The sequence below is a fragment of the Pseudomonas sp. CFBP2511 genome, from assembly GCF_030209255.1.
Lineage (GTDB): Bacteria > Pseudomonadota > Gammaproteobacteria > Pseudomonadales > Pseudomonadaceae > Aquipseudomonas > Aquipseudomonas avellanae.
The window spans coordinates 275270-298302 of record NZ_JARVSI010000006.1 but is presented as its reverse complement, the minus strand read 5'-3'; the positions used below and the strand labels follow the sequence as shown (position 1 = coordinate 298302).

Sequence of the window (23033 nt, the reverse complement as noted above, 5' to 3'; positions counted from 1 at the left end):
GCTTACCGCGGAATCTGCGCCGGACTCGACCTCTCAGGCGGCTTCACGAGTGCCCGACGGCATTTGCGGGGTCCACCCGGAGTAGCGGTCACAGGTGGTGCGGCACGCTGACGTGCAGCACCGAATGCGCAGTACCTAAACGAAGACGGTAATAAGCATGAATCTTCACGAGTATCAGGGTAAGCAGCTGTTCGCTGAGTACGGCCTGCCAGTATCCAAAGGTTACGCGGTAGACACCCCGGAAGCAGCAGCAGAAGCCTGCGACAAGATCGGCGGGACCGAGTGGGTCGTCAAAGCCCAGGTTCACGCAGGTGGTCGCGGTAAAGCGGGCGGCGTAAAGCTGGTTCGTAGCAAGGAAGACGCTGCAGCGTTCGCTCAACAGTGGTTGGGCAAGCGCCTGGTGACTTACCAGACTGACGCCAACGGTCAGCCAGTGACCAAGATCCTGGTCGAGTCCTGCACCGACATCGCCAAAGAGCTGTATCTGGGCGCTGTGGTCGATCGTTCCAGCCGTCGTATCGTGTTCATGGCTTCCACCGAAGGTGGCGTGGACATCGAGAAGATTGCTCACGACACTCCTGAAAAGATTCTTAAGGCCACGATCGATCCACTGGTTGGCGCTCAGCCATTCCAGGGTCGCGATCTGGCTTTCCAGCTGGGTCTGGAAGGCAAGCAGGTCACTCAGTTCGCCAAGATCTTCACTGGTCTGGCCAAACTGTTCCAGGACCATGACCTGGCTCTGCTGGAAGTGAACCCGTTGGTGATCAAGGCCGACGGCGATCTGCACTGCCTGGACGCGAAGATCAACATCGACGCCAACGCCATGTACCGTCAGCCTAAGCTGAAGGGCTTCCACGATCCTTCGCAGGACGATCCTCGCGAAGCTCACGCTGCCAAGTTCGAACTGAACTACGTTGCGCTGGAAGGCAACATCGGCTGCATGGTCAATGGTGCTGGCCTGGCCATGGGAACCATGGACATCGTCAACCTGCATGGCGGCAAGCCTGCAAACTTTCTTGACGTTGGCGGCGGTGCCACCAAGGAACGCGTTACCGAAGCGTTCAAGATCATTCTGTCCGACACCAATGTCGCCGCAGTACTGGTCAACATCTTCGGCGGCATCGTTCGTTGCGACATGATTGCCGAAGGCATCATCGGTGCAGTGAAAGAAGTCGGCGTGAAAATCCCGGTTGTTGTGCGCCTTGAAGGCAACAACGCTGAACTGGGCGCTAAAGTACTGGCAGAAAGCGGTTTGAACATCATCGCTGCTACCAGCCTGACCGACGCTGCTCAACAAGTTGTCAAAGCCGCGGAGGGCAAGTAATGAGCGTCCTGATCAATAAAGACACCAAGGTTATCTGCCAGGGTTTCACTGGTTCGCAAGGTACTTTCCACTCCGAGCAAGCCATTGCCTACGGCACTAAAATGGTTGGCGGCGTGACGCCAGGCAAGGGTGGCACTACGCACCTGAACCTGCCAGTGTTCAACACTGTGAAAGAAGCGGTAGACACCACTGGCGCTACCGCCAGCGTTATCTACGTTCCAGCTCCTTTCTGCAAGGATTCCATCCTTGAAGCAGCGTTCGGCGGCATCAAGCTGATCGTCTGCATCACCGAAGGCATTCCGACCATCGACATGCTCGAAGCCAAGGTCAAGTGTGACGAACTGGGTGTGATCCTGATCGGTCCTAACTGCCCAGGCGTCATCACTCCGGGCGAGTGCAAGATCGGCATCATGCCAGGTCACATTCACTTGCCAGGCAAAGTCGGCATCGTGTCGCGCTCCGGCACCCTGACTTACGAAGCTGTGAAGCAGACCACTGACGCCGGTTTCGGTCAGTCCACCTGCGTCGGCATCGGCGGTGACCCGATCCCTGGCTCGAACTTCATCGACATCCTGAAACTGTTCCAGGAAGACCCGCAGACCGAGGCGATCGTCATGATCGGCGAGATCGGCGGTTCGGCTGAAGAAGAAGCGGCTGCCTACATCAAGGCACACGTGACCAAGCCGGTTGTTTCCTACATCGCTGGTGTGACTGCTCCTCCGGGCAAGCGCATGGGCCATGCCGGTGCAATCATCTCGGGTGGTAAAGGTACTGCAGACGAGAAATTCGCTGCACTGCAGGACGCTGGCGTAAAAACCGTGCGCTCCCTGGCAGACATCGGCAAGGCCCTGGCCGAGCTGACCGGTTGGCCGACCAAGTAAGCTTCGCTTACTGATTCGAGCAATCGACAAAAGCCACCTTCGGGTGGCTTTTGTTTGGGCGAGTTAAAAGTCATACCCAGGCCAGCTTGGCTAACCGCCGTTATTTGCCCGCCATTCGTCCCGCGTCAATTCCCATAGCTGTTCCTGCGTCGTGCCGCAGACAAACTGCGATTCCTGAACGGTCACAAGGCGCATGCCTTCGCGCTGCGACAGGCGGCAGGACGCTTCATTCAAGGCGCACTTGGCCACGCGCAGAACAGGGCGTTTGAGTGTTTCAAACCAGAAGCGATCAATCGCCACGCAGACCTCTGACATCAGCCCCAGCCCCTGATAGGCCGGTGAAAGCCAGAAGCCACGATTGTTATCCTGCTCGTCCATCATGCAGGCACTGCCGATCAAGCGGTCCTGTTGGCTGCGCAGACGAATCGACCAATGCCATTCTTCCCCGTCCTGCATCGCAGGCAGAGCGTCTTCGCGCAGGTAGCGCAGTGCTTCGCCTTCTGGATAGGGCCAGGGCACGTGATGGGTCAGGTAGCGCACGACCTCCCAGTGGTTGAACAGGCTCTGCATGGCGGGCGCGTCTTCGAGTTGCAGTGGCAGCAGGAGCAGACGTGGCGTGTGCAGGGGCGGGGTGAGGGCTACAGACCGGGTTTTCGTTTCGGGCATGGACATCAGTCATTGGCAGCAGAGATGACCGTCAATCTACCGATCAATCAACGGTGGGTCTGTCGGATATTTCCGAATATCCGGCAGCTTGTTCGACTGCTGTTCAACGGTGCGTCGTCGGGTGATACGCCCTGAGACAGTGCATTTTTGGTCGAAGTTGGCTACCCTGTCCGCCGTTTTTGCGGTGCCCTCACGAGGGGTGTTTCGCAAGGTACTGCCACGTCTTACGCCGACGGGCTGCGTCTACCTCATTCATGGGTGACGTCCCATCCCTCATCTCGAATCCGTGTGGTCCCTCGTAATGAAAGTCTTGAAAGGCCAGGACATCCTGGCACTCGGTTTTATGACATTTGCCCTGTTTGTCGGGGCTGGCAACATCATCTTTCCGCCCATCGTAGGCCTGCAGGCCGGGCCGCATGTGTGGATGGCGGCGCTCGGTTTTCTGGTCACGGCGGTCGGCCTGCCGGTGATCACCGTGATCGCCCTGGCCAAGGTTGGCGGCGCGATGGATGCTTTGAGCAGCCCGATCGGCAAGATTGCCGGCGGGGCACTTGCGGCGGTCTGCTATCTGGCGGTCGGTCCGCTGTTCGCGACCCCGCGCACAGCCACCGTTTCGTTTGAAGTCGGTCTGGCCCCGCTGACCGGCGACAGCCCGATGGCGCTGCTCCTCTACAGTCTGGTGTATTTCCTGGTGGTGTTCTGGGTCTCGCTGTATCCGGGGCGCTTGCTGGATACGGTCGGGCGCTTTCTGGCACCACTCAAGATCTTCGCCCTGGCGGTGTTGGGGGTTGCGGCGTTCGCCTTGCCAGCAGGCGGCATAGGCGAGGCCGAGCCGGCTTATGCGATCGCGCCGTTTTCTCAGGGTTTCATCAATGGCTATCTGACCATGGACACGCTGGGTGCGCTGGTCTTCGGCATTGTCATCGTCAATGCCATCCGCTCTCGCGGTGTCGAGTCGCCGCATCTGATCACTCGCTACGCGATCATCGCCGGGCTGATTGCCGGTGTCGGGCTGGCGCTGGTGTATGTCAGCCTGTTTCGTCTGGGCTCCGGCAGTCATGCGGTCGCAGCAGGCGCGAGCAACGGCGCTGCGGTCCTGCATGCCTACGTGCAGCACACCTTCGGTTCGCTGGGCAGCGGCTTTCTTGCCGTGCTGATTTCTCTGGCCTGTCTGGTCACGGCGGTGGGCCTGACCTGCGCCTGTGCGGAATACTTCGCCAAGGTGCTGCCGTTGTCCTATCGAACGCTGGTGATCATTTTGGCGGTGTTCTCGTTACTGGTGTCCAATCTGGGGCTGACCAGGCTGATCCAGTTTTCGATTCCGGTGCTGACAGCGATCTATCCGCCGTGCATCGTGCTGGTCGCGCTGAGCTTCTGCAAAGGCCTCTGGCAGAGTCAGGGCAGGGTGGTCGCGCCAGTCATGCTGGTGTCGTTCGTTTTCGGCCTTGTCGACGCGCTCAAGGGGGCAGGTTTTGGTGAGTACCTGCCGGGTGCGCTGACCAGTATGCCGCTGAGTGATCAGGGGCTTGCGTGGCTGGTGCCATCGGTCATCACCCTGGCGGGCGCAGTGGTGATCGACCGGGTCATGGGCAAGCGTAGCGAGGCGCTGGCTTGAGTGCTCGGGTATTGCGCCGGCTGATTGCCGGGTAAATCGTAGTCAATGAAAAGGCCCGCTCGAAGCGGGCCTTTTCAGTTCAGCGAGCAGGCCAGCCTTACTTGGTGGCTGGAGCTGCTTCTGGCGCCTTGTTGGCGTTTTCAGCGGCGCGCTGCTGAGCAGCTTCCGCGTTTTTCTGGGCAGCTTCCTGGCTTTCCTTGGCCGCGTCATTCACTTTGTCCTGAGCCTTTTCCATCGACTCCTGGGACTGCTGAGCTGCCTTGTTGGCATCTTGTTGGGTGTTTTCGGACTTCTTGTCACAGGCGGCGAGGCCCAGGGTGGCAGAAAGCATCAAGGCATAGGCTAAAGATTTACGCATGGGGTGTTTCTCCTTATTAAGTATTCACGTGCCTAAGAGCCTGCCCCCGAGAGTTAAGTTCCAACCGTGACGACAATATTGGAAACACCTGTTTCATCGTGGGGGCAGACCGAAGACGTTGACCCCATTGCGCCGGTTTCAAACGAGCAGCGTTCAATGCCTCGCCGGTCGCATTCCAAGCATGAAACACGCGTCGGGCATCATTGGCTCTTGAAATCCCTGACCCAGCCCCCACCTTGATGACTACCCGCTGTCATAGAGGCTTTAGCCTGATTGTGACGGCTTATACCATCCAGATCGGAGTTTGATGATTATGAGTGTGGAAACTCAAAAGGAAACCCTGGGCTTCCAGACCGAGGTAAAGCAGCTGCTGCACCTCATGATCCATTCGCTGTATTCCAACAAGGAAATTTTCCTTCGCGAATTGATCTCGAACGCGTCTGACGCGGTCGACAAATTGCGTTTTGAAGCGTTGTCCAGGCCTGAGCTGCTGGAAGGCGGCGCCGAGCTGAAGATCCGCGTGAGCTTCGACAAGGACGCGAAGACCGTTACCCTTGAAGACAACGGCATCGGTATGAGCCGTGAAGATGTGATCACCCACCTGGGGACCATCGCCAAATCCGGCACCGCTGATTTCATGAAAAACCTGTCGGGCGATCAGAAAAAGGATTCGCACCTGATCGGTCAGTTCGGCGTGGGCTTCTACTCGGCATTCATCGTTGCTGACCAGGTCGAAGTGTTCAGCCGCCGCGCCGGTTCGCCCTCCAGCGAAGGCGTGCACTGGTCCTCCAAAGGCGAAGGCGAGTTTGAAGTCGCCAACGTCGACAAGGCCGAGCGCGGTACGCGTATCGTGCTGCACCTGAAAAACGGTGAAGAAGAGTTCGCGGACGGTTACCGTCTGCGCAACATCATCAAGAAGTACTCCGACCACATCGCCTTGCCGATCGAGCTGCCCAAAGAGCAGGCTCCTGCCGCAGAAGGCGAAGAAGCACCGGCGCAGGAATGGGAAACCGTCAACCGCGCCAGCGCACTCTGGACACGCCCTCGCACCGAGGTGAAGGACGAGGAGTATCAGGAGTTCTACAAGCACGTCGCCCACGACTACGAGAACCCGCTGAGCTGGAGCCATAACAAGGTCGAAGGCAAGCTGGAATACACCTCGCTGCTGTACGTGCCTGCGCGTGCGCCGTTCGATCTGTATCAGCGCGAAGCACCGCGCGGCCTGAAGCTCTATGTGCAGCGCGTGTTCGTCATGGATCAGGCCGAATCGTTCCTGCCGCTGTACATGCGCTTCGTCAAGGGCGTGGTCGATTCCAATGACCTGTCGCTGAACGTGTCCCGCGAAATCCTGCAGAAAGACCCGATCATCGATTCGATGAAATCGGCGCTGACCAAGCGTGTGCTGGACATGCTCGAGAAGCTGGCGAAGAACGAACCCGAGCAGTACAAGGGCTTCTGGAAGAACTTCGGTCAGGTGCTGAAAGAAGGCCCGGCGGAAGACTTCGCCAACAAGGAAAAAATCGCGGGTCTGCTACGTTTTGCATCGACTTCCGACGACAGCGGCGAGCAAAGCGTTTCTCTGGCCGATTACCTGGCGCGCGGCAAAGAAGGTCAGGACAAGATCTACTACCTTACTGGCGAATCCTACGCGCAGGTCAGAAACAGCCCGCACCTTGAAGTCTTCCGCAAGAAGGGCATCGAAGTGTTGCTGCTGACCGACCGTATCGACGAGTGGCTGATGAGCTACCTCAGCGATTTCGACGGCAAGAACTTCGTCGATGTGGCGCGTGGCGACCTTGATCTGGGCAACCTTGATTCCGAAGAGGACAAGAAAGCGCAGGAAGAGATTGCCAAGGACAAAGAAGGCCTGATCGAACGTCTGAAGGCTGCACTGGGCGAGTCTGTGAGTGAGGTGCGAGTCTCCCATCGCCTGACCGATTCTCCAGCGATTCTGGCCATAGGTGAGCAGGACATGGGCTTGCAGATGCGTCAGATTCTGGAAGCCAGCGGGCAGAAGGTTCCGGACTCCAAGCCAATCTTCGAATTCAACCCGGCTCACCCGCTGATCGGCAAGCTCGACGCCGAGCAGAGCGAAGAGCGCTTTGGCGACCTGTCGCACATCCTGTTTGACCAGGCGGCGCTGGCTGCCGGCGACAGCCTGAAAGACCCGGCCGCTTATGTGCGCCGGTTGAACAAGCTGTTGGTAGAACTGTCGGTTTGATAGCCGACTGACAAGAAACCCGCTTCGGCGGGTTTTTTGTTGGGGGCAGTAACCACCCACTCTCATCTTGCGTATGACCAGGAGTCAGTAATGAGCAGCACTATCGAAATCCGTTCTGTGGTCTATCAGATTGAAGGTCAGCCTTATGAAAGCCGACTGGTGTATGACAGCAGCGCTACCGCCCTGCAGCCCGGTCTCTTGATGGCGCCTAACTGGATGGGTGTCAGTCGGGGTGCCGAGGACATTGCCAGGGCTGTGGCTGCGAAGGGCTACGTGGTGCTGCTGGCGGATCTTTACGGTCAGCAGCTTCGCCCGAGTAACAATGACGAGGCGGGCGCTGCCATGACGCCGCTCAAGAACGACCGTGGCCTGCTGCGCAAGCGCATGCAGGCGGGGCTCGACCAGTTGTTGAGTCAGGCGGATGTGTCGCTGGATGTGAGCAGAATCGCAACGTTCGGTTTCTGCTTCGGCGGCTGCTGTTCGCTGGAGCTGGCGCGTACCGGGGCTGAGCTGAAAGCAGCCATCTCGTTCCACGGGACGCTGGACACGCCAAACCCGGCTGATGCCAGCAACATCAAGGGCTCGGTGCTGGTCCTGCACGGCGCTTCTGACCCGTTGGTGCCGAAAGAGCAGTTGCCTGCTTTCGAGGAAGAAATGAACGCCGCTGGCGTGGACTGGCAACTGCACAGCCACGGCGGTGCATTCCACTCATTCACCGACCCGCACGCCAATGTGCCAGGCATGATGATGTACGACGCCAAAGTGTCGGCCCGCGCGTTCAAGTCGATGCATGATTTGCTGAAAGAAGTGTTCGGCTGAAGGAACAGCTATCTTCCCCTAAGGCGTGCTGGAAAACACTATCGTGCCCACGCTGGAGCGTGAGGAGCGAGAAATGCTCTGAAGATCCATCTTCCCCTCAGGCATACCTGGGAGCATTAGCTACTTTGCCCGAACCACAAAAAAGGCGCCTCGAAAGGCGCCTTCTTTGTTTGTGGCAAAAGCAGTATTACTTGCCCGCCCAGCGTTTCAGTACCAGCGTGGCGTTGGTGCCGCCGAAACCGAAGCTGTTGCTCATGACCAGATCAAGCTTGGCGTCTTCACGCGTCTTGAGCAGGATCGGCATGTCGGCGATGGCCGGGTCCAGTTCGTCGATGTTCGCGGAACCGGCGATGAAGTTATTTTCCATCATCAGCAGGCAATAGATCGCTTCGTGAACACCTGCAGCACCCAGCGAGTGACCTGACAGGCTCTTGGTAGAGCTGATGGCCGGCGCGTTGGTGCCGAACACTTCTCGCACGCCTTCCATTTCCTTGGCGTCGCCAACCGGGGTCGAGGTGCCGTGGGTGTTGATGTAGTCGACATCGTTCTTGTCGACGTCAGCCAGGGCCATCTGCATGCAGCGGATCGCACCTTCACCGCTTGGCGCAACCATGTCGTAGCCGTCGGATGTTGCGCCGTAGCCCACGATTTCTGCGTAGATCTTCGCGCCACGTGCCAGAGCGTGTTCCAGCTCCTCGACTACCACCATGCCGCCGCCACCGGCAATGACGAAACCGTCACGCTTGGCGTCGTAGGCGCGGGAGGCTTTTTCCGGTGTCTCGTTGTACTGGGTGGACAATGCGCCCATCGCGTCGAACAGGAACGACTGGCTCCAGTGCTCTTCTTCACCGCCGCCGGCAAAGACGATGTCCTGCTTGCCGAGCTGGATCTGCTCCACAGCGTTGCCGATGCAGTGGGCGCTGGTGGCGCAGGCAGACGAGATAGAGTAATTCACTCCCTTGATCTTGAAGGGCGTGGCCAGGCAGGCCGAAACGGTGCTGCCCATGGTCCGCGTGACACGGTAAGGGCCGACGCGTTTCACGCCTTTTTCGCGCAGAGTGTCCAGCGCTTCCATCTGGTTGAGGGTGGACGCGCCGCCGCTGCCGGCGATCAGGCCGGTACGAACGTTTGACACCTGGTCATCGGACAGGCCGGAGTCGGTGATGGCATCTTTCATCGCCAGATAGGCATAGGCTGCCGCATGGCCGACGAAGCGATAGATCTTGCGATCGATCAGTTCTTCCAGATTCAGGTCGATGGAGCCGGAAACCTGGCTACGCAGACCCATTTCGGCATATTCCGGGTTGAAGCGGATGCCAGGGCGGTTAGCACGCAGGTTTGCGGTGACGGTCTCTTTGTCATTGCCCAAGCAGGAAACAATACCCAGACCAGTGATAACGACGCGGCGCATGCGAGTACCCTTAGAAATTTTCAGTGGAAGTAAACAGACCGACGCGAAGGCCTTCGGCGCTGTAGATTTCGCGACCATCGACGCTCACGGTGCCTTCGGCGATTGCCAGGACCAGTTTGCCGCGCATGGTGCGTTTGATTTGAATGTTATAGGTGACTTTTTTGGCAGTAGGCAGCACCTGACCGAAAAACTTCACTTCGCCCGAACCCAGGGCGCGGCCACGGCCAGGATTACCCTGCCAGCCGAGGTAGAAACCGACCAGTTGCCACATGGCATCCAGGCCCAGGCAGCCGGGCATGACCGGGTCGCCTTCGAAGTGGCAGGCAAAGAACCACAGGTCCGGGTTGATATCCAGTTCGGCGACCAATTCACCTTTGCCGAACTTGCCGCCTTCTTCGCTGATGTGGGTGATGCGATCAACCATCAGCATGTTGGGGGCGGGCAGTTGCGCATTACCTGGGCCGAACAGCTCGCCGCGACTGCAGCGCAGCAGGTCTTCCCGGGTAAAGGCGTGTTGTTTGGTCATGCGAGCTCCTCAATAATCTTGTGTGGCAGGTTGTGGCGCCACTGGCTCGAACGCCGGTTCTGACGTACCAATTCGCCAGGACCCTGTCCGGCAGCCTACTCATAGACTGTTGCGTTGTAATGAAAGTCACAGCTCAGGTGAAATCAAAGTACACCTGTACACTGAATTTTGTCATCCAGCCGATTTTGCTGGCCGATGGGGTAACCAAGACTGCCGCAATTTAACATTTATCGCCAGTCGCAGGTGCTTGAAAGGACAACCAGCGCTGCAAAACCTGCTGCAAATCAGCATGTTTGAACGGCTTCGGCAGATAATCATCCATCCCTGCCTGTAAACAGGCGTCCCGATCCCCATGCAGCGCGTTGGCAGTCAAGGCGATGATTGGGATCCTTTCCAGTCCGGAAAGTTGCCTGATTTTGCGTGTGGCCTCATAACCGTCCATGACCGGCAGTCGGCAATCCATCAGGATCAGCGCGTAGTTTCCTGCACCGGCTTTCATGACGGCGTCGACACCATCGACCGCGACATCCACTTTGCAGCCCAGATTATGCAACATGGCCTGCACCACGGTGCGGTTTACCGGGTTGTCCTCGACCAGCAATATGCTGCGCTCCTTGCCATACGCATAGAGTGCAGATGGCGGCGGGACGACATCGACCGAAACATAGCGCGAAACCGGCAGAGCGATCTGCAGGGTGAACGCCGATCCAGCACCTTCCACGCTTTCTGCGTAAAGCGTGCCGCCCATGCGTTCCGCCAGCTTACGGGCAATCGGCAACCCCAGCCCGGTGCCGCCATAGCGTCTGGAAATCGAACTGTCTGCCTGCTTGAAGGCATCGAACATGGACTCCAGTCGCTCGGCATCGATGCCAATGCCGCTGTCATGCACCTTGCAGGTAAAACGCAGCTGTTCATCGTCAAGCATCAACCAGTCGGCTTCGACGCAGACCTTGCCTTCTTCAGTGAATTTCAGCGCGTTGCCGATCAGGTTCACCAGGATCTGACGGATGCGGGTCGGGTCGCCGATCACCGTCATTGCCTCCAGGCCCGGCTGGACGTGCAGTTCCAGCAACAGCTTGCGCTGCAGTGCACTGTGGTTGAACGCATGGGTCGAGACGCTGACCAGTTCGGCGAGGTTGAACGCGATGCCTTCCATTTGCAGAGCGTCGCGCTCGATGCGGGAAAAATCGAGGATGTCGTTGATGACCTTCAACAGATGTTCGGTGGACTCGGTGGCCAGCGTCGCGTACTCGCTCTGCTCATCGGTCATGCGCGTGGTTTCCATGAGTTGCAGCATGCCCAGAACGCCGTTCATGGGGGTGCGCAGCTCATGACTCATCATCGCCAGAAAATCCGACTTGGCGCGGTTGGCCCGTTCGGCTTCTTCGCGGGTCTGGATCAGTTGCGCCACCGAGCGCTGCTGTTCAAGGCTGGTGCGGTGCAGGTTCTCCGCCAGGCTATTGATATGCCGAGCCAGCGCTCCCAGCTCGGCGTCGTCGCTGACCGGCATGGGTGTGTGGTAGTCGCCCTGCTGAATGGCCTTGAGGGCTTCACCCATGTCGCTGATAGGTCTGGACAGGCTCAATGACAGGCGTCGGGCCAGCAGAAAGGTGAACAGCAGGGCGCACAACGCCAGAATCCCTGCCTTGAGCAGTATCTCCTGCTGGCGTCGATTGAACGCCTCGCTGGACATGCCCACCAGTACGCGACCCAGATAGTCGGGCGACGCGGCGTCCTGCGTTTCCCTGCGTGCTGCGGGAGCGGTGTGCGCCGCTGCGCGCTGGTGACGGATGGGCGCCTGGAAGATTTCCATCTGCCTGGGCTGATGCTCGTTTTCGCGGGTCTGGTCGATGTAGACCATGACGGTGTTGGAGGCGTCCTGTATTTCTACATAACGCACGCTGGGCATGGACAGGGTTGCGCGCATGAGCGACTTGAGCCCGTCGATGTCGCCTGCCGTCACGCCGGGTTCGACCGCCGGGGCGAGTTGATTGGCGATGAGCTGCCCGGTGTGATTGAGCTCCTGACGCAGGTCCTGAAGCCGCACGAACGTAAAGAAGCTGATCAGCATAACGGTCAGCAACAGGGCAGGGCCGAGGCTGATGATCTGGGTGCGGGTATTGATATCCCATTGACGGAACTTCATCGGCGGCGCGCCTTGCACGCAAGACGATACGCCGGAACTACGCTTGATGCATCCATGCCTGTTCGCTCAGTGGTCGCGCATCGTCCTGGCCCTGTAACAAGCCGGTCGTGGCGATAATTCGTGCAGTGCGCGCATGTTAACCGAGATGGCGCGGCTTTCCAGCCAACTTGTTGCCTGGTAAAGACGTACGGCCCTTGAAGGCCATCTTTGTGGCAGATCATCTCTCTTCATGTTGCTGGCTGCTTTTTGGTGCTGGCTCGTGGCGCAGCGCTCCGTATAATGCCAGCATCGCCATTTGATGGCCCTGGATGGATAGTTTTATGACCACGCAGCAGCCCGTAGCGGTTCTTGGTGGCGGCAGCTTCGGTACCGCCATTGCAAATCTGCTGGCCGAAAACGGTCATCAGGTTCGTCAGTGGATGCGCGATCCGGAGCAGGCAGAGGCGATTCGCGTCAATCGCGAAAACCCTCGTTACCTCAAAGGCATCAAGGTGCGCCCTGAGGTCGAGCCGGTAACCGACCTGACCGCGGCGCTCGAGGTCAGCGAACTGATCTTCGTCGCCTTGCCCTCCAGTGCGTTGCGTTCCGTGCTGTCGCCGCATATCGAGCGCCTGAGCGGCAAGATGCTGGTGAGCCTGACCAAAGGTATTGAAGCGCAGAGCTTCAAACTGATGAGTCAGATTCTTGAAGAAATTGTCCCCCAGGCGCGTATCGGCGTGTTGTCCGGGCCCAATCTTGCGCGCGAAATAGCCGAGCACGCCCTGACTGCCACCGTGGTGGCCAGTGAAGATGAAGACCTGTGTCAGCAGGTTCAGGCTGCCCTGCACGGGCGAACCTTCCGGGTCTATGCCAGCAACGACCGGTTTGGCGTCGAACTGGGTGGGGCATTGAAGAACGTCTACGCGATCATTGCCGGTATGGCCGTGGCGCTGGACATGGGCGAAAACACCAAGAGCATGCTGATTACCCGTGCGCTGGCGGAAATGACCCGTTTTGCTGTGAGTCAGGGCGCCAATCCGATGACCTTTCTGGGGCTGGCGGGGGTGGGCGATCTGATCGTGACCTGCTCCTCGCCCAAAAGCCGTAATTATCAGGTCGGTTTTGCCTTGGGGCAGGGCCTCTCGCTGGAAGAAGCGGTGACTCGCCTGGGCGAAGTGGCTGAGGGTGTCAACACCCTCAAGGTGCTCAAGGTCAAGGCGCAGGAGGTTCAGGCCTACATGCCGTTGGTCGCGGGACTGCATGCGATTCTTTTTGAAGGCCGTACGCTCAGTCAGGTCATCGAGGCGCTGATGCGTGCCGAGCCGAAGACCGACGTCGATTTTATTTCGATTACCGGCTTCAATTGAATTCAATTTGCTCCATTCAACTTCATCAGGGAGAAGGTTTTGAACGAGTCGAAAACTGCTGATAACGAATCGATCCTTCTGCGTATCCTTTGGATGCTGCTGTTTCTGTGTGTGTGGCACGTGGCCCAGATCGTGCTGGCGGGCGTGGTGCTGGTGCAACTGGGGTATCGCCTTATCTACGGCGCGCCGAGTGGCAGCCTGATGAACTTCGGCGACAGCCTGAGCCAGTATCTGGCGCAGATTGGCCGTTTCGGTACGTTTCACAGTGATCAGAAGCCTTGGCCGTTTGCCGACTGGCCTGCACCCCGTGACCCGAACGGTGAAGCCGCGCATCACGTCGCGCCTGCGCCGCACCCGGTTCGCGACGAAGAGCCCAGACTGTGAAGGTCTGGGTGTTGCGTCATGGCGAAGCCCAGTCCCGTGCGCGCAGCGACGCCGAGCGCGAGCTGACGGCGCATGGCCGCGAGGAAGTGCAGAAAAGCGCCCTGCATCTGACCGGCAAGCCCCTCCAGCGCATTCTCGCCAGCCCCTATGTACGCGCCCAGCAGACCGCAGAACTGGTGCGTCAGTCGTTGGGTTTCGACGCGCCGGTGGTGACAGTGCCCTGGCTGACGCCGGATAGCAGCCCGAGTCAGGTGCTGGCACAGCTCGACACGCTGGGTGTCGACAACGTGCTGTTGGTCAGTCATCAGCCTCTGGTGGGTGAACTGATGGGCGTGCTGGTGCATGGCAGCGCGCAGCAGGCCGAACCCATGAGCACTGCCAGCCTGGCCGAGCTGGAAGGCGAATTCGTGGCGGCCGGCACCCTGACACTCAACAGCGTTCGACACGTCTGAACAGGCTGTCCGAACATCGACCTCGCGCTTGTGAAGCAAGCGTAACCCACTCTAAAAAGGATTTGACATGAGCATATGGCGTCAGGCTCCCGACATCGAAGCCCTCATGGCGGCTCAGAAAAACACCATCGGCGAAGTGCTCGACATTCGTTTCGAGTCGTTCACCGAAGACTCGATGACTGCCAGTATGGTGGTCGATCAACGTACCCACCAGCCGTTCGGGCTGCTGCACGGCGGCGCGTCAGTGGTGCTGGCCGAGTCACTGGGCTCGATGGCCAGCTATCTGCTGGTCGATCCGGGTACGCACTTCTGCGTCGGGATCGAGGTCAACGCCAACCATTTGCGTGGCGTGCGTACCGGGCGCGTGACTGGGGTCGTGCGTCCCGTGCACATCGGCCGTACCACCCACGTCTGGGACATCCGCATCAGCAATGACGAAGGCAAGTTGAGCTGCATTTCGCGACTGACCGTGGCAGTCGTGCCGCATGGCCAGGAGCCGCCTGCCCGCTGAGTATGTATGGTTCGGTACGCGATGGCCGGAGTGCCGTCTGTGATGGCAGTTCCAGTCATTGCCGTTGCGCAAGGCGGCTGCGCACAATTGCGACTCATACGGCCTCTGGAAGTAGTGGCATGTCGCAATCGGTGTTCTTCGCTCACGCCAACGGCTTCCCTTCCGCCACTTACGGCAAGTTGTTCTGCGCGTTGGCGCCGGAATATCAAGTAGCCCACCTTGAGCTGCATGCTCACGACCCGCGTTTTCCGGTGGATGACAACTGGTTGAACCTGGTGGATGAGCTGATCCATCACCTGCGCGAGCAGGCCGGTCCGGTATGGGGCGTGGGGCACTCGCTTGGCGGAGTGCTGCATTTTCATGCCGCGCTGCGTTGCCCTGAGCTGTACCGTGGGGTAGTGATGCTTGATTCTCCGGTGCTGGGGCTGGCGGACAAGCTGTTCATCCGCGCAGCCAAACGCCTGGGTTTCATTGACCGCATCACCCCGGCAGGTCGCACACTGGGCCGTCGTGAGGCCTTCGCCGACCTTGATGCGGCCCGTACTTATTTTGCCAGCAAAACCTTGTTTCGCCGGTTCGACCCCGACTGCCTGACGGCGTACCTGCAACACGGCTTACAGCAGGACGGTGAGCAACTGCGTCTGCGCTTCGATCCGGCGACAGAGATCAGCATCTATCGCAGCATTCCCCACACCAGCCCGTTGCCGTCGCGTCAGCTCAAGGTGCCGCTGGCGATGGTGCGCGGCAAGCACAGCCGGGTCATCATGCCGCATCATGGCTATCTGGCCCGGCGTATGCGCGATGGCGAATACCTGTCCATGCCCGGAGGGCACATGTTTCCACTGGAACGCCCCGATGAAACGGCGCAGTTACTCAAATCGCTGTTCGCACGCTGGGATGCGCGACAGCTGCAACGGGCGGGCGCATGAGGCTGGCTGTCGAGGAAGTGCGCTTGAACCTTGGGCATATAGAGCTGGCGGCCCATCTGTTCGGCCCTGAAGACGGCCAGCCGGTCATCGCGCTGCACGGCTGGCTCGACAACGCCAACAGTTTTGCCCGGCTGGCCCCGCACCTTGACGGTTTGCGGATCGTCGCGCTGGATCTGGCCGGGCATGGCCACTCCGATCATCGCCCGGCGGGTGCTGCCTATGCCTTGGCCGACTATGTGTTTGACGTCCTGCAGGTCGCCGAACAACTGGGCTGGCAGCGCTTTGCCTTGTTAGGGCACTCGCTGGGCGCGATCATTGCGGTGTTGCTCGCAAGTTCGCTGCCCGAGCGGGTTACGCGCTTGGCTCTGATTGACGGGCTTGTGCCGCTGACCGGTGACCCCCAGTCTGCCGCCGAGCGTATGGGCGCAGCCTTGCAGGCGCAACTGGCGCTGTCGAACAAGAAAAAACCGGTCTATCGGGATCAGGAGCGCGCCGTTCAGGCGCGCATGAAAGGCATGCTGGCGGTCAGTCGTGGGGCGGCCGAACTGCTCGCTCAACGGGGTTTGATGCCGGTGCCGGGCGGTTATACCTGGCGCAGCGACAGCCGCCTGACTTTGCCCTCAGCGATACGGTTTACCGAGCGCCAGGCGATGGCGTTCGTTCACGGCATTCGCTGTCCGACACAATTGGTGATTGCGTCGGACGGCATGCTGGCGAAAAAACACGAGCTGCTGTCCGGCCTGCCGTTTGACGTTGCACGGCTGCCCGGCGGGCATCATTTGCACCTGGACGACGAGGAGGGAGCGCGCTCTGTTGCACACTGTATCAATCGCTTTTTCGCTGCTTCTTGACTTGAGGCCGGCAACTGCCGACGCTGGGCGGGTTGAAACAGGAGTCAACCGTGATGGATCAACCCGCAGCCCGCCATGATCGCCTTGCAGGCGATTACCCACATCCTTTCTTTACGCTTGCCTGCCGATGAGAGCACTCATGCTTTTAACACGTGTTCCAGTCGCCGCGTTGTGCGCAGTCATTTTCAGCGGCCTGTTCAGCAGCGCACTCAGCGCCGCCGATCTGGAAGGCAGCCGTGATCTGGACATTGTGCCGCGTCTGGCCGATGCCGAGATCGTTGACTACCGTCCCGTCGCCGAACTGGAGCGTGTCTACCCGATGGGCTCGATCCGCAAGATCAGTGGCCAGTTGCGATTCGACGGACAGGTCAGCGCGCGCGGCAACCTGACCTCGGTCACCTATCAGTTACCTGCCGAACATACGTCCGACGACGCTTTTACCGCCGCGCGCGAAGCCTTGCAGCAGCAGGGCGCTGAATTGCTGTTCTGGTGTCAGGCACGCGACTGCGGAGAAAGCAGCCTGTGGGCCAACGAAGTGTTCGGCAACGCCAAGCTGTTCGGCGCGGACGACCGGCAGGCGTATCTGCTGTTGCGCATGGCAGAGCCCCGCAATGACACTCTGGTGGCGCTCTACAGCATTACCCGCGGCAATCGTCGAGCCTATCTGCACGTCGAGCAGTTCGAAGCCGCTGCGCCACTGGGCGAGCTGCTGCCCACCTCGGCGACGCTGCTGCGTCAATTGAAAAGCACCGGCAAGCTGGAACTGCCCCGGCTTGCCGGCGAGCCACAAGAGGCTTGGGTCACGCTGGTTTCTCGCGGCCTCAACCTCGACAGTTCACTGCGTTTGATCGTGTCCGGCGTCAGCGCAGGTGCCTGGCGTGACGCGTTGATCGGCAAAGGTGTTCGCGCTGCCCGGCTGGAAACCGGGGCGCTCGATGGCAAAGGGCTGAAAATCGAGGTCATCCGCTAGTCACTGATTGGCGAACATGGCGAACAACGGCTGACGCCAGCCCTGTTCGCCTTTATGCTCGCTACCTCCGAGCCCTTCTGATGGATGCCGCATGTTCAACAATGATCGTTTGCTGGTGCAGATTCTGCTGCTGGCGCTATTCGGCGCCTGTCTCTGGGTAATGGCACCGTTCTGGTCGGCGCTGGTCTGGGGCGCGGTGCTGGCGTTTGCCAGTTGGCCGTTGATGCGTTTGCTGACGCGCTGGTTCAAGGGCCGTGAGTCGCTGGCTGCGCTGGTGATGTGCTTGTGCTGGATGTTGCTGGTCGCGGCACCACTCGTCTGGCTGGGCTTCAATCTCGCCGACCATGTGCGTGACGCCACGGCGTTGATCAAGGATATACAGGTCGACGGGCTGCCTGATCCGCCGCAATGGCTGGCGGGTATTCCGCTGGTGGGCGAGCGCCTGGTGGGGTTGTGGACCACCATTGATCAGCAGGGCGCGGCGTTCATGACCACGGTCAAGCCGTACCTGGGCGAGGTCGGCAACTGGTTGCTGGCGCGCAGCGCGCAGATCGGTGGCGGCATCCTCGAGCTGACTCTGAGTATCGTTTTCGCCTTTTTCTTCTATCGCGACGGTCCGCGTCTGGCGGCGTTCGTGTTGAGCCTGCTGGAACGCTTGATCGGTGACAGGGCGCAGTATTATCTGGACCTGGTTGCAGGCACGGTGCAGCGGGTAGTCAACGGTGTGATTGGCACCGCAGCGGCGCAGGCGTTGCTCGCGCTGATCGGTTTTCTGATCGCAGGCATTCCTGGAGCGCTGGTGCTGGGCATTCTGACTTTCCTGTTCAGCCTCATCCCGATGGGCCCGCCGTTGGTCTGGTTGCCTGCAACCGCCTGGCTGGTTTGGCAGGGCGAGTATGGTATGGCGAGTATGGTATGGCGATATTTCTCGGCATCTGGGGCATGTTCGTCATCAGTGGCGTGGACAACGTGCTCAAGCCTTACCTGATCAGTCGGGGCGGCAATCTGCCGCTGGTGATTGTGTTACTGGGGGTGTTTGGCGGGCTGCTGGCGTTCGGCTTCATCGGCCTGTTCATCGGCCCGACCCTGCTGGCGGTGGCGTACAGCCTGTTGACGGACTGGGTTGGCAGTGAACGGGCGCGTAACCCGCGCTAAGCACTTATCATTATATGCAAATCTAACTGACGATCGTGCCGAGGCGGAGCATCGGTACGATAGTCACACACGTCTAAGAAACAGGGCGCATGGACAATCGCTTTCGTGAGCACGCTCACTCCCGCGGAGTTTTATACCCGTCGGCTGCTGTCAGTTGTCGTGGTGATGTAGGCTTTGTACAGGGCGCGATACTCAGTGCGTCAAAGGCGCGGCAGGTCCAGTACCGCCGTCAGACCACCGCCCGGGGTCTGCGCCAGCGACAACTGCCCGCCGATGCGGCGCGCAGCCTCGCGGGCGATGCTCATGCCCATGCCGATGCCGCCGGAGTTGCGATTGCGCGAGCTTTCCAGGCGGTAGAACGGTTCAAACACCGTCTCGTGAAACTCCGGCGCAATGCCCGGTCCGTGATCAACCACCGACACGCGCACGTGATCTGCGCTGTCTTCAATCACGATGCGCGCGCTACCGGCGTAGCGCAGCGCATTGTCGACCAGATTCTGCAGGCACGAGCGCAGCGCCATCGGTTGCGTCCTGAGCGGTTTGCACTGCCCCTCGTACTGCACGTCGTCGCCATTGTCCTGGGCATTTTCGGCCTGGGACTCGATCAGCGCCTGCAGGTCAAACTGCTGCAAGCCCTCGGTGCGCCGATGCTCGTTGAGGTAGGCGAGCGTGGCATCGAGCATGCTGATCATGTCGTTGAGGTCCTGTGTCATCTGGCCGTGCAGTCTGGGTTCCTCGATCTGTTCAACGCGCAGTTTAAGCCGCGACAGCGGTGTGCGTAGGTCATGGGACACCGCCGCCAGCATGCGTCCACGTTGCTGCATCTGGTCGCGCACTTTGCTTTGCATCAGGTTGAACGTCTGCGCGGCCTGACGCGCCTCCCTGGGGCCGCTGATTTCCAATGGCGGGCTGTCGAGGTCCTCACTCAGGCGCTCGGCGGCGTCACTGAGTCGCTGTATCGGACGGCTGAGTGCCTTGGCGCCATACCACGCGGCGATGATCATAGTGATGAACTGAAAGAACAGCACTATCGCCGGCCCCCCCAGGATCGGCGGCCTGTGCATCGGCCTGTCATCAAATTGGCCGTGCGCAGGCTCGAAGTCAGGCCTTGGCGGCGGCATGGGGCGCATGCCGTATTGCGTGAACCAGATGAAGGCCAGCAAGTGCGCAAGCAGAATAGCCAGCAGTGCACCGCCAAACAGCCGCGCAAACAGGGTGTCGAACCTGCGAATCAACCCAGCTCCCTGGCATCGAACAGATAGCCTTCACCGCGTACGGTCTTGATCAGTTGCGGATTCTTCGGGTCGTCGCCGAGTTTCTGGCGCAGGCGCGAAACCAGCAAATCGATACTGCGATCAAACGCCTCTATCGAGCGGCCTCTTGCAGCATCGAGCAACTGTTCGCGGCTCAAGACTCTGTGCGGTCGTTCGAGAAAGACGCGCAACAGGCGAAACTCGGCGTTGGACAGCGGCACCACCAGCCCGTCGGCGGCCGTCAATTGACGCAGGACGCTGTTCAGGCGCCAGGCGTCAAAGCGAATGGTCGTGCGCTGATCGCTGCGTTCGTCGCGTACCCGGCGCAGGATGGTCTGGATGCGCGCGACCAGCTCGCGCGGTTCGAACGGTTTGGCCATGTAATCGTCGGCACCCAGCTCCAGGCCGATGATCCGGTCAGTCGGTTCGCAACGTGCGGTCAGCATCAGGATCGGAATGTCCGAAGTGCTGCGCAACCAGCGGCACAGCGACAGGCCGTCCTCGCCGGGCAGCATCAGGTCGAGCACCACCACATCGAAGGTTTCATCGGTGAGTGCCTGACGCATCTGCGAACCGTCGGTCACGCCGCGGGCATTGATGTTGAAGCGCGTCAGGTAGTCGCAAAGCAGTTCGCGAATGGCCACGTCGTCATCGACGATCAGCGCCCGCACGCTCCAGCGCTGGTCGGTCGATGTGGCATCAAGGGTGTTCTCGGGAAGTGCTTGCATAGTGCGTCTGTCGCCTGCGTGTGCCGCCGTTGTCTGGCCGCTGTTGAAGATCAACGCTGCCGCTCATGCTACTTCGCCGTGAGGCTCGGCGGTAGGGTGACGCTGGCCGATGTCAGGCGGATGTCGTGAATGTATCGATACGGATACATAGAGATGAGTGAACGAACCACGACGCTTACGCCTTAAAACGAAGATTGTCTAGCTAGCACTTCTACCAGTATCGCGGTGCCCTGATTAAGCCTTAGGTTGCTAGCTAGCATGACGGAAACCCGTGATCTCTCCGGTTTCGGCTGGCTTAAACGTCCGGTGAGCGGTTGCGGTTGCGGTTGTGCCTGTTGCCGCCAGGGCTTGATGGCGGCTGATCGTTATGGAGAACGACAAATGGACTTGCACGAAGAAAAAAAAACGGCTGAAGAGGTCCGCCAGGCGGTACGCAAGAAGCGCCTTGAGCGTTCTCGCGAAAGAAATTATAGGCTGGAAGCTGCGCCAGTGGCATTGGGTGCTTTGCTACCAATTTCGGGCGATGATCGAACCCTGTGGCCAAAGACTCAATGGGAAAACCCTCTGACGCTGACTCTTCCAAGATCTGATTTCATAGAATACGGTTATGGTGAAACACTCGAGTATAAGGTTAACGGCAGTCACCTTCAGACAAACGTGCTGGACAGCCCCTCCGATGTTGAAGTTATAGTCCCCGTGGACGTCATTAAAGAGGCAGGGCGTTATTTATTTTCATATCACTATACCCAATATGATGGCAACGAGGCTGACTCGTCAGAACTCCAATTCACCGTTGATAAAGTTCCGCCAAATGAGGGCGACGAAGGCCCGCCTCCTACACTGCCTGTCGAGGTGGTGACGAACGGTCTGACGCTTCAATACCTGAACGACAATGCTTACCTGGATATTTCGGTCTCGCGCACCAAGGACATGTTAGCGGGTGATAATTTTTTTATTTCATGGGTGCCCTCATTGCTCACTTCCCGCCAGAGTGATCCATTTGAACCCATTACGAGCAAACCAATTACGGTAGACGATGTAGTCCCGGAAGCGGGTGATCCGGTTGTCCGCCTCGAAGCCGACTTTGTCAAAACGCTGTCTCAGGGAAGAATAGCGGTTGTCTACCGTTATCAAGATCGCACGGGTAACTTTGGGGCTTATTCGGGTGCGACCTATATAGAGGTTGATCTCAATCCTGGCCCTGCTGGGCTTCAAACTCCAGAGGTCGACTTGGCGTTCGATGGGTGGATCGACAGAGCCGACGCTCTGTTAGGCGTTGAGGTCGAGATTCCTGCGCCCAGTTATGAAAATGCGAAACCTGAAGCAGACCAGATAGAAGTTGTATGGGAAAACACCCGGCTACCGCTGGTGCCGGTGTCTAGCTTTCCGATGGTTTTCCCGATCCATTGGGCCACGTTGTCAGCGCAAGGTGCAGACAATGCGCGCACCTTTGAGGTTGGCTACAACGTCGTGCGTGGAGTGTCGAAGACTCCTTCGCCGAGACTGACAGTGAACGTTAACTTCAGTGTGGCTGGCCCGCCCCCTGTCGGGCTTGATCCTGTAAACATAAATCTCCCCCCGGTGGTCGTAAAAAGTCGGAATTCGTCTGCGCCGGATAATCAACTGACGGAGGCCGATCTGGGTTTGTCTGCCACGGCGCAACTGCAACTCTATAACGAAGTCCAAGCAGGGCAGGTGTTGAAACTTTACTGGGGTACTTTGAGTGATCCTGTCAGTGAAATAACGCTGACCACTGAGTCGCCCGGTGCAACGGTCGCCTTTGAAGTTGCGTGGGCGGATATTGTCAGGGGGGGATACAACGAGAAGCTGCCGATCTACTACACCACTTCGAACGGCATAAACGTACAGCAATCCGCCCTCACCGAGGTGAGTGTCACTATCATTCCCATCAAGGGATTGGTCGATGTGGAGTTTCCTGGACGCTGGAGTGGAAGTCCGGCAGACGAACCGTTCATCAACTGTGGTAGCAAGCCGTGGGAGGGTATCGATGTTGTGATGCCAGGCAATGCTGCCGACATGCAACCGGGTGATACCGTCGTGTTCAGTTGGCGGGGATACAGTGATAGGGATGGCACGATGCTGATACCCGGAACGGAGTTTACCTTTGATCCGATTACCGTGACTCCCGAGCACGTGGCACAGGGTATTGAATTCAAGGTGCCTTATGCGGATCTTGTAGAGCCTGTTACCAACGGCAGCGGACTTTTTACCTATGAGTTGTCCAAAGACAGCGGACAGCGAGGCTCTCATTCAACACGCGTCCGGATCAGTCGAAAAACGGGCTCGACCTTTTGCTCTGCAAGCTCTCGCACGACCTGTATATCCGGTGAGGACAGCGGGCTGGAAACTGGCGATGCTCAGTAATAGATAGCGCTGTTTTATAGCGTCGCAGGGGTGTGGGTTTCAGTAGGTCGGCATCTTTCAGGGTGCCGACCTTGGGACCGTGCTCTAAGGACATTGCAGTTG

20 protein-coding genes and 1 pseudogene are annotated in these 23033 nt (G+C 59.1%); 14 read left to right on the top strand and 7 right to left on the bottom strand.

The features are described 5' to 3' along the window. The first annotated feature begins 157 nt into the window (after window positions 1–157). Together sucC and sucD are read left to right on the top strand one after the other, a co-directional pair. The gene (gene sucC, locus QRN38_RS06105; protein ID WP_002552981.1) at window positions 158–1324 is read left to right on the top strand and encodes an ADP-forming succinate--CoA ligase subunit beta; all 1167 of its coding nucleotides are present in this window, start codon (window positions 158–160) and stop codon (window positions 1322–1324) included. After that, entirely contained in the window at window positions 1324–2205 is an 882-nt protein-coding gene (sucD, locus tag QRN38_RS06100; protein WP_005617294.1) for a succinate--CoA ligase subunit alpha, read from the top strand. Before sucC ends, sucD begins: the two co-directional genes overlap by 1 nt. A 90-nt stretch (window positions 2206–2295) precedes the next feature. On the opposite strand, the gene QRN38_RS06095 is transcribed toward sucD, so the two are convergent. Then, window positions 2296–2871, bottom strand: coding sequence for a GNAT family N-acetyltransferase (locus QRN38_RS06095; RefSeq protein ID WP_005769620.1), 576 nt, complete (start codon window positions 2869–2871; stop codon window positions 2296–2298). Between the two features lie 301 nt (window positions 2872–3172). Here QRN38_RS06095 and brnQ point away from each other — a divergent pair, with 301 nt between their 5' ends. Further along, complete coding sequence (brnQ, locus tag QRN38_RS06090; RefSeq protein ID WP_057418880.1) at window positions 3173–4486, top strand: branched-chain amino acid transport system II carrier protein; 1314 nt, start codon at window positions 3173–3175, stop codon at window positions 4484–4486. Window positions 4487–4583: 97 nt separating this feature from the next. Here brnQ and QRN38_RS06085 read toward each other — a convergent pair whose 3' ends face one another. Beyond that, window positions 4584–4844 (bottom strand): lipoprotein, encoded by a 261-nt coding sequence (locus tag QRN38_RS06085; protein ID WP_005738079.1) that lies wholly within the window; start codon window positions 4842–4844, stop codon window positions 4584–4586. A gap of 313 nt (window positions 4845–5157) precedes the next feature. On the opposite strand from QRN38_RS06085, the gene htpG reads away from it, so the two are divergent. Both htpG and QRN38_RS06075 read left to right on the top strand, forming a co-directional pair. After that, the gene (gene htpG / locus QRN38_RS06080) at window positions 5158–7065 is read left to right on the top strand and encodes a molecular chaperone HtpG (protein ID WP_005769616.1); all 1908 of its coding nucleotides are present in this window, start codon (window positions 5158–5160) and stop codon (window positions 7063–7065) included. Between the two features lie 90 nt (window positions 7066–7155). Beyond that, window positions 7156–7884 carry a dienelactone hydrolase family protein gene (locus QRN38_RS06075; protein ID WP_005769615.1) on the top strand — a complete coding sequence of 243 codons (729 nt, stop codon included), beginning with the start codon at window positions 7156–7158 and terminating at the stop codon, window positions 7882–7884. Window positions 7885–8071: 187 nt separating this feature from the next. On the opposite strand, the gene fabB is transcribed toward QRN38_RS06075, so the two are convergent. From fabB to QRN38_RS06060, 3 genes are all read right to left on the bottom strand, one after another. Next, a complete protein-coding gene (gene fabB, locus QRN38_RS06070; RefSeq protein WP_005769613.1) occupies window positions 8072–9295 on the bottom strand; it encodes a beta-ketoacyl-ACP synthase I in 1224 nt (407 codons plus the stop codon). A gap of 10 nt (window positions 9296–9305) precedes the next feature. Then, entirely contained in the window at window positions 9306–9821 is a 516-nt protein-coding gene (fabA, locus tag QRN38_RS06065) for a 3-hydroxyacyl-[acyl-carrier-protein] dehydratase FabA (protein ID WP_003379759.1), read from the bottom strand. Between the two features lie 220 nt (window positions 9822–10041). Next, a complete protein-coding gene (locus QRN38_RS06060) occupies window positions 10042–11967 on the bottom strand; it encodes a response regulator (RefSeq protein ID WP_007244762.1) in 1926 nt (641 codons plus the stop codon). A 320-nt stretch (window positions 11968–12287) separates the two neighbouring features. Between QRN38_RS06060 and QRN38_RS06055 the strand changes: the two genes are divergently transcribed. The 8 genes and pseudogenes from QRN38_RS06055 (at window position 12288) to QRN38_RS06020 (ending at window position 18565) form a co-directional block, all read left to right on the top strand. Then, on the top strand, window positions 12288–13313 hold the full coding sequence (locus QRN38_RS06055; protein ID WP_057418879.1) for an NAD(P)H-dependent glycerol-3-phosphate dehydrogenase: 1026 nt from the start codon (window positions 12288–12290) through the stop codon (window positions 13311–13313). Window positions 13314–13406: 93 nt separating this feature from the next. Continuing rightward, window positions 13407–13697 carry a DUF4389 domain-containing protein gene (locus QRN38_RS06050; protein WP_230678149.1) on the top strand — a complete coding sequence of 97 codons (291 nt, stop codon included), beginning with the start codon at window positions 13407–13409 and terminating at the stop codon, window positions 13695–13697. Beyond that, window positions 13694–14149: a phosphohistidine phosphatase SixA gene (gene sixA, locus QRN38_RS06045; protein WP_057418878.1), complete on the top strand. Its 456-nt coding sequence runs from the start codon at window positions 13694–13696 to the stop codon at window positions 14147–14149. The genes QRN38_RS06050 and sixA overlap by 4 nt, the downstream gene beginning before the upstream one ends. Window positions 14150–14216: 67 nt before the next feature. Further along, window positions 14217–14660, top strand: coding sequence for a hotdog fold thioesterase (locus QRN38_RS06040; RefSeq protein WP_005618719.1), 444 nt, complete (start codon window positions 14217–14219; stop codon window positions 14658–14660). Between the two features lie 119 nt (window positions 14661–14779). Then, complete coding sequence (locus tag QRN38_RS06035) at window positions 14780–15589, top strand: alpha/beta fold hydrolase (RefSeq protein ID WP_054090901.1); 810 nt, start codon at window positions 14780–14782, stop codon at window positions 15587–15589. Then, the gene (locus QRN38_RS06030) at window positions 15586–16440 is read left to right on the top strand and encodes an alpha/beta hydrolase (protein WP_005765844.1); all 855 of its coding nucleotides are present in this window, start codon (window positions 15586–15588) and stop codon (window positions 16438–16440) included. Before QRN38_RS06035 ends, QRN38_RS06030 begins: the two co-directional genes overlap by 4 nt. A 139-nt stretch (window positions 16441–16579) precedes the next feature. Next, window positions 16580–17410 carry a DUF4892 domain-containing protein gene (locus QRN38_RS06025; protein WP_024666989.1) on the top strand — a complete coding sequence of 277 codons (831 nt, stop codon included), beginning with the start codon at window positions 16580–16582 and terminating at the stop codon, window positions 17408–17410. Window positions 17411–17501: 91 nt separating this feature from the next. Continuing rightward, window positions 17502–18565, top strand: a pseudogene (locus QRN38_RS06020) (AI-2E family transporter). 200 nt (window positions 18566–18765) lie between these two features. On the opposite strand, the gene QRN38_RS06015 reads toward QRN38_RS06020, so the two are convergent. Together QRN38_RS06015 and QRN38_RS06010 are read right to left on the bottom strand one after the other, a co-directional pair. After that, complete coding sequence (locus QRN38_RS06015; protein ID WP_005765836.1) at window positions 18766–19800, bottom strand: sensor histidine kinase; 1035 nt, start codon at window positions 19798–19800, stop codon at window positions 18766–18768. Then, window positions 19797–20546, bottom strand: coding sequence for a response regulator (locus QRN38_RS06010; protein ID WP_007244755.1), 750 nt, complete (start codon window positions 20544–20546; stop codon window positions 19797–19799). Before QRN38_RS06010 ends, QRN38_RS06015 begins: the two co-directional genes overlap by 4 nt. A gap of 258 nt (window positions 20547–20804) precedes the next feature. Between QRN38_RS06010 and QRN38_RS06005 the strand changes: the two genes are divergently transcribed. Next, complete coding sequence (locus QRN38_RS06005; RefSeq protein WP_226992691.1) at window positions 20805–22931, top strand: hypothetical protein; 2127 nt, start codon at window positions 20805–20807, stop codon at window positions 22929–22931. Window positions 22932–23033: the final 102 nt, after the last annotated feature.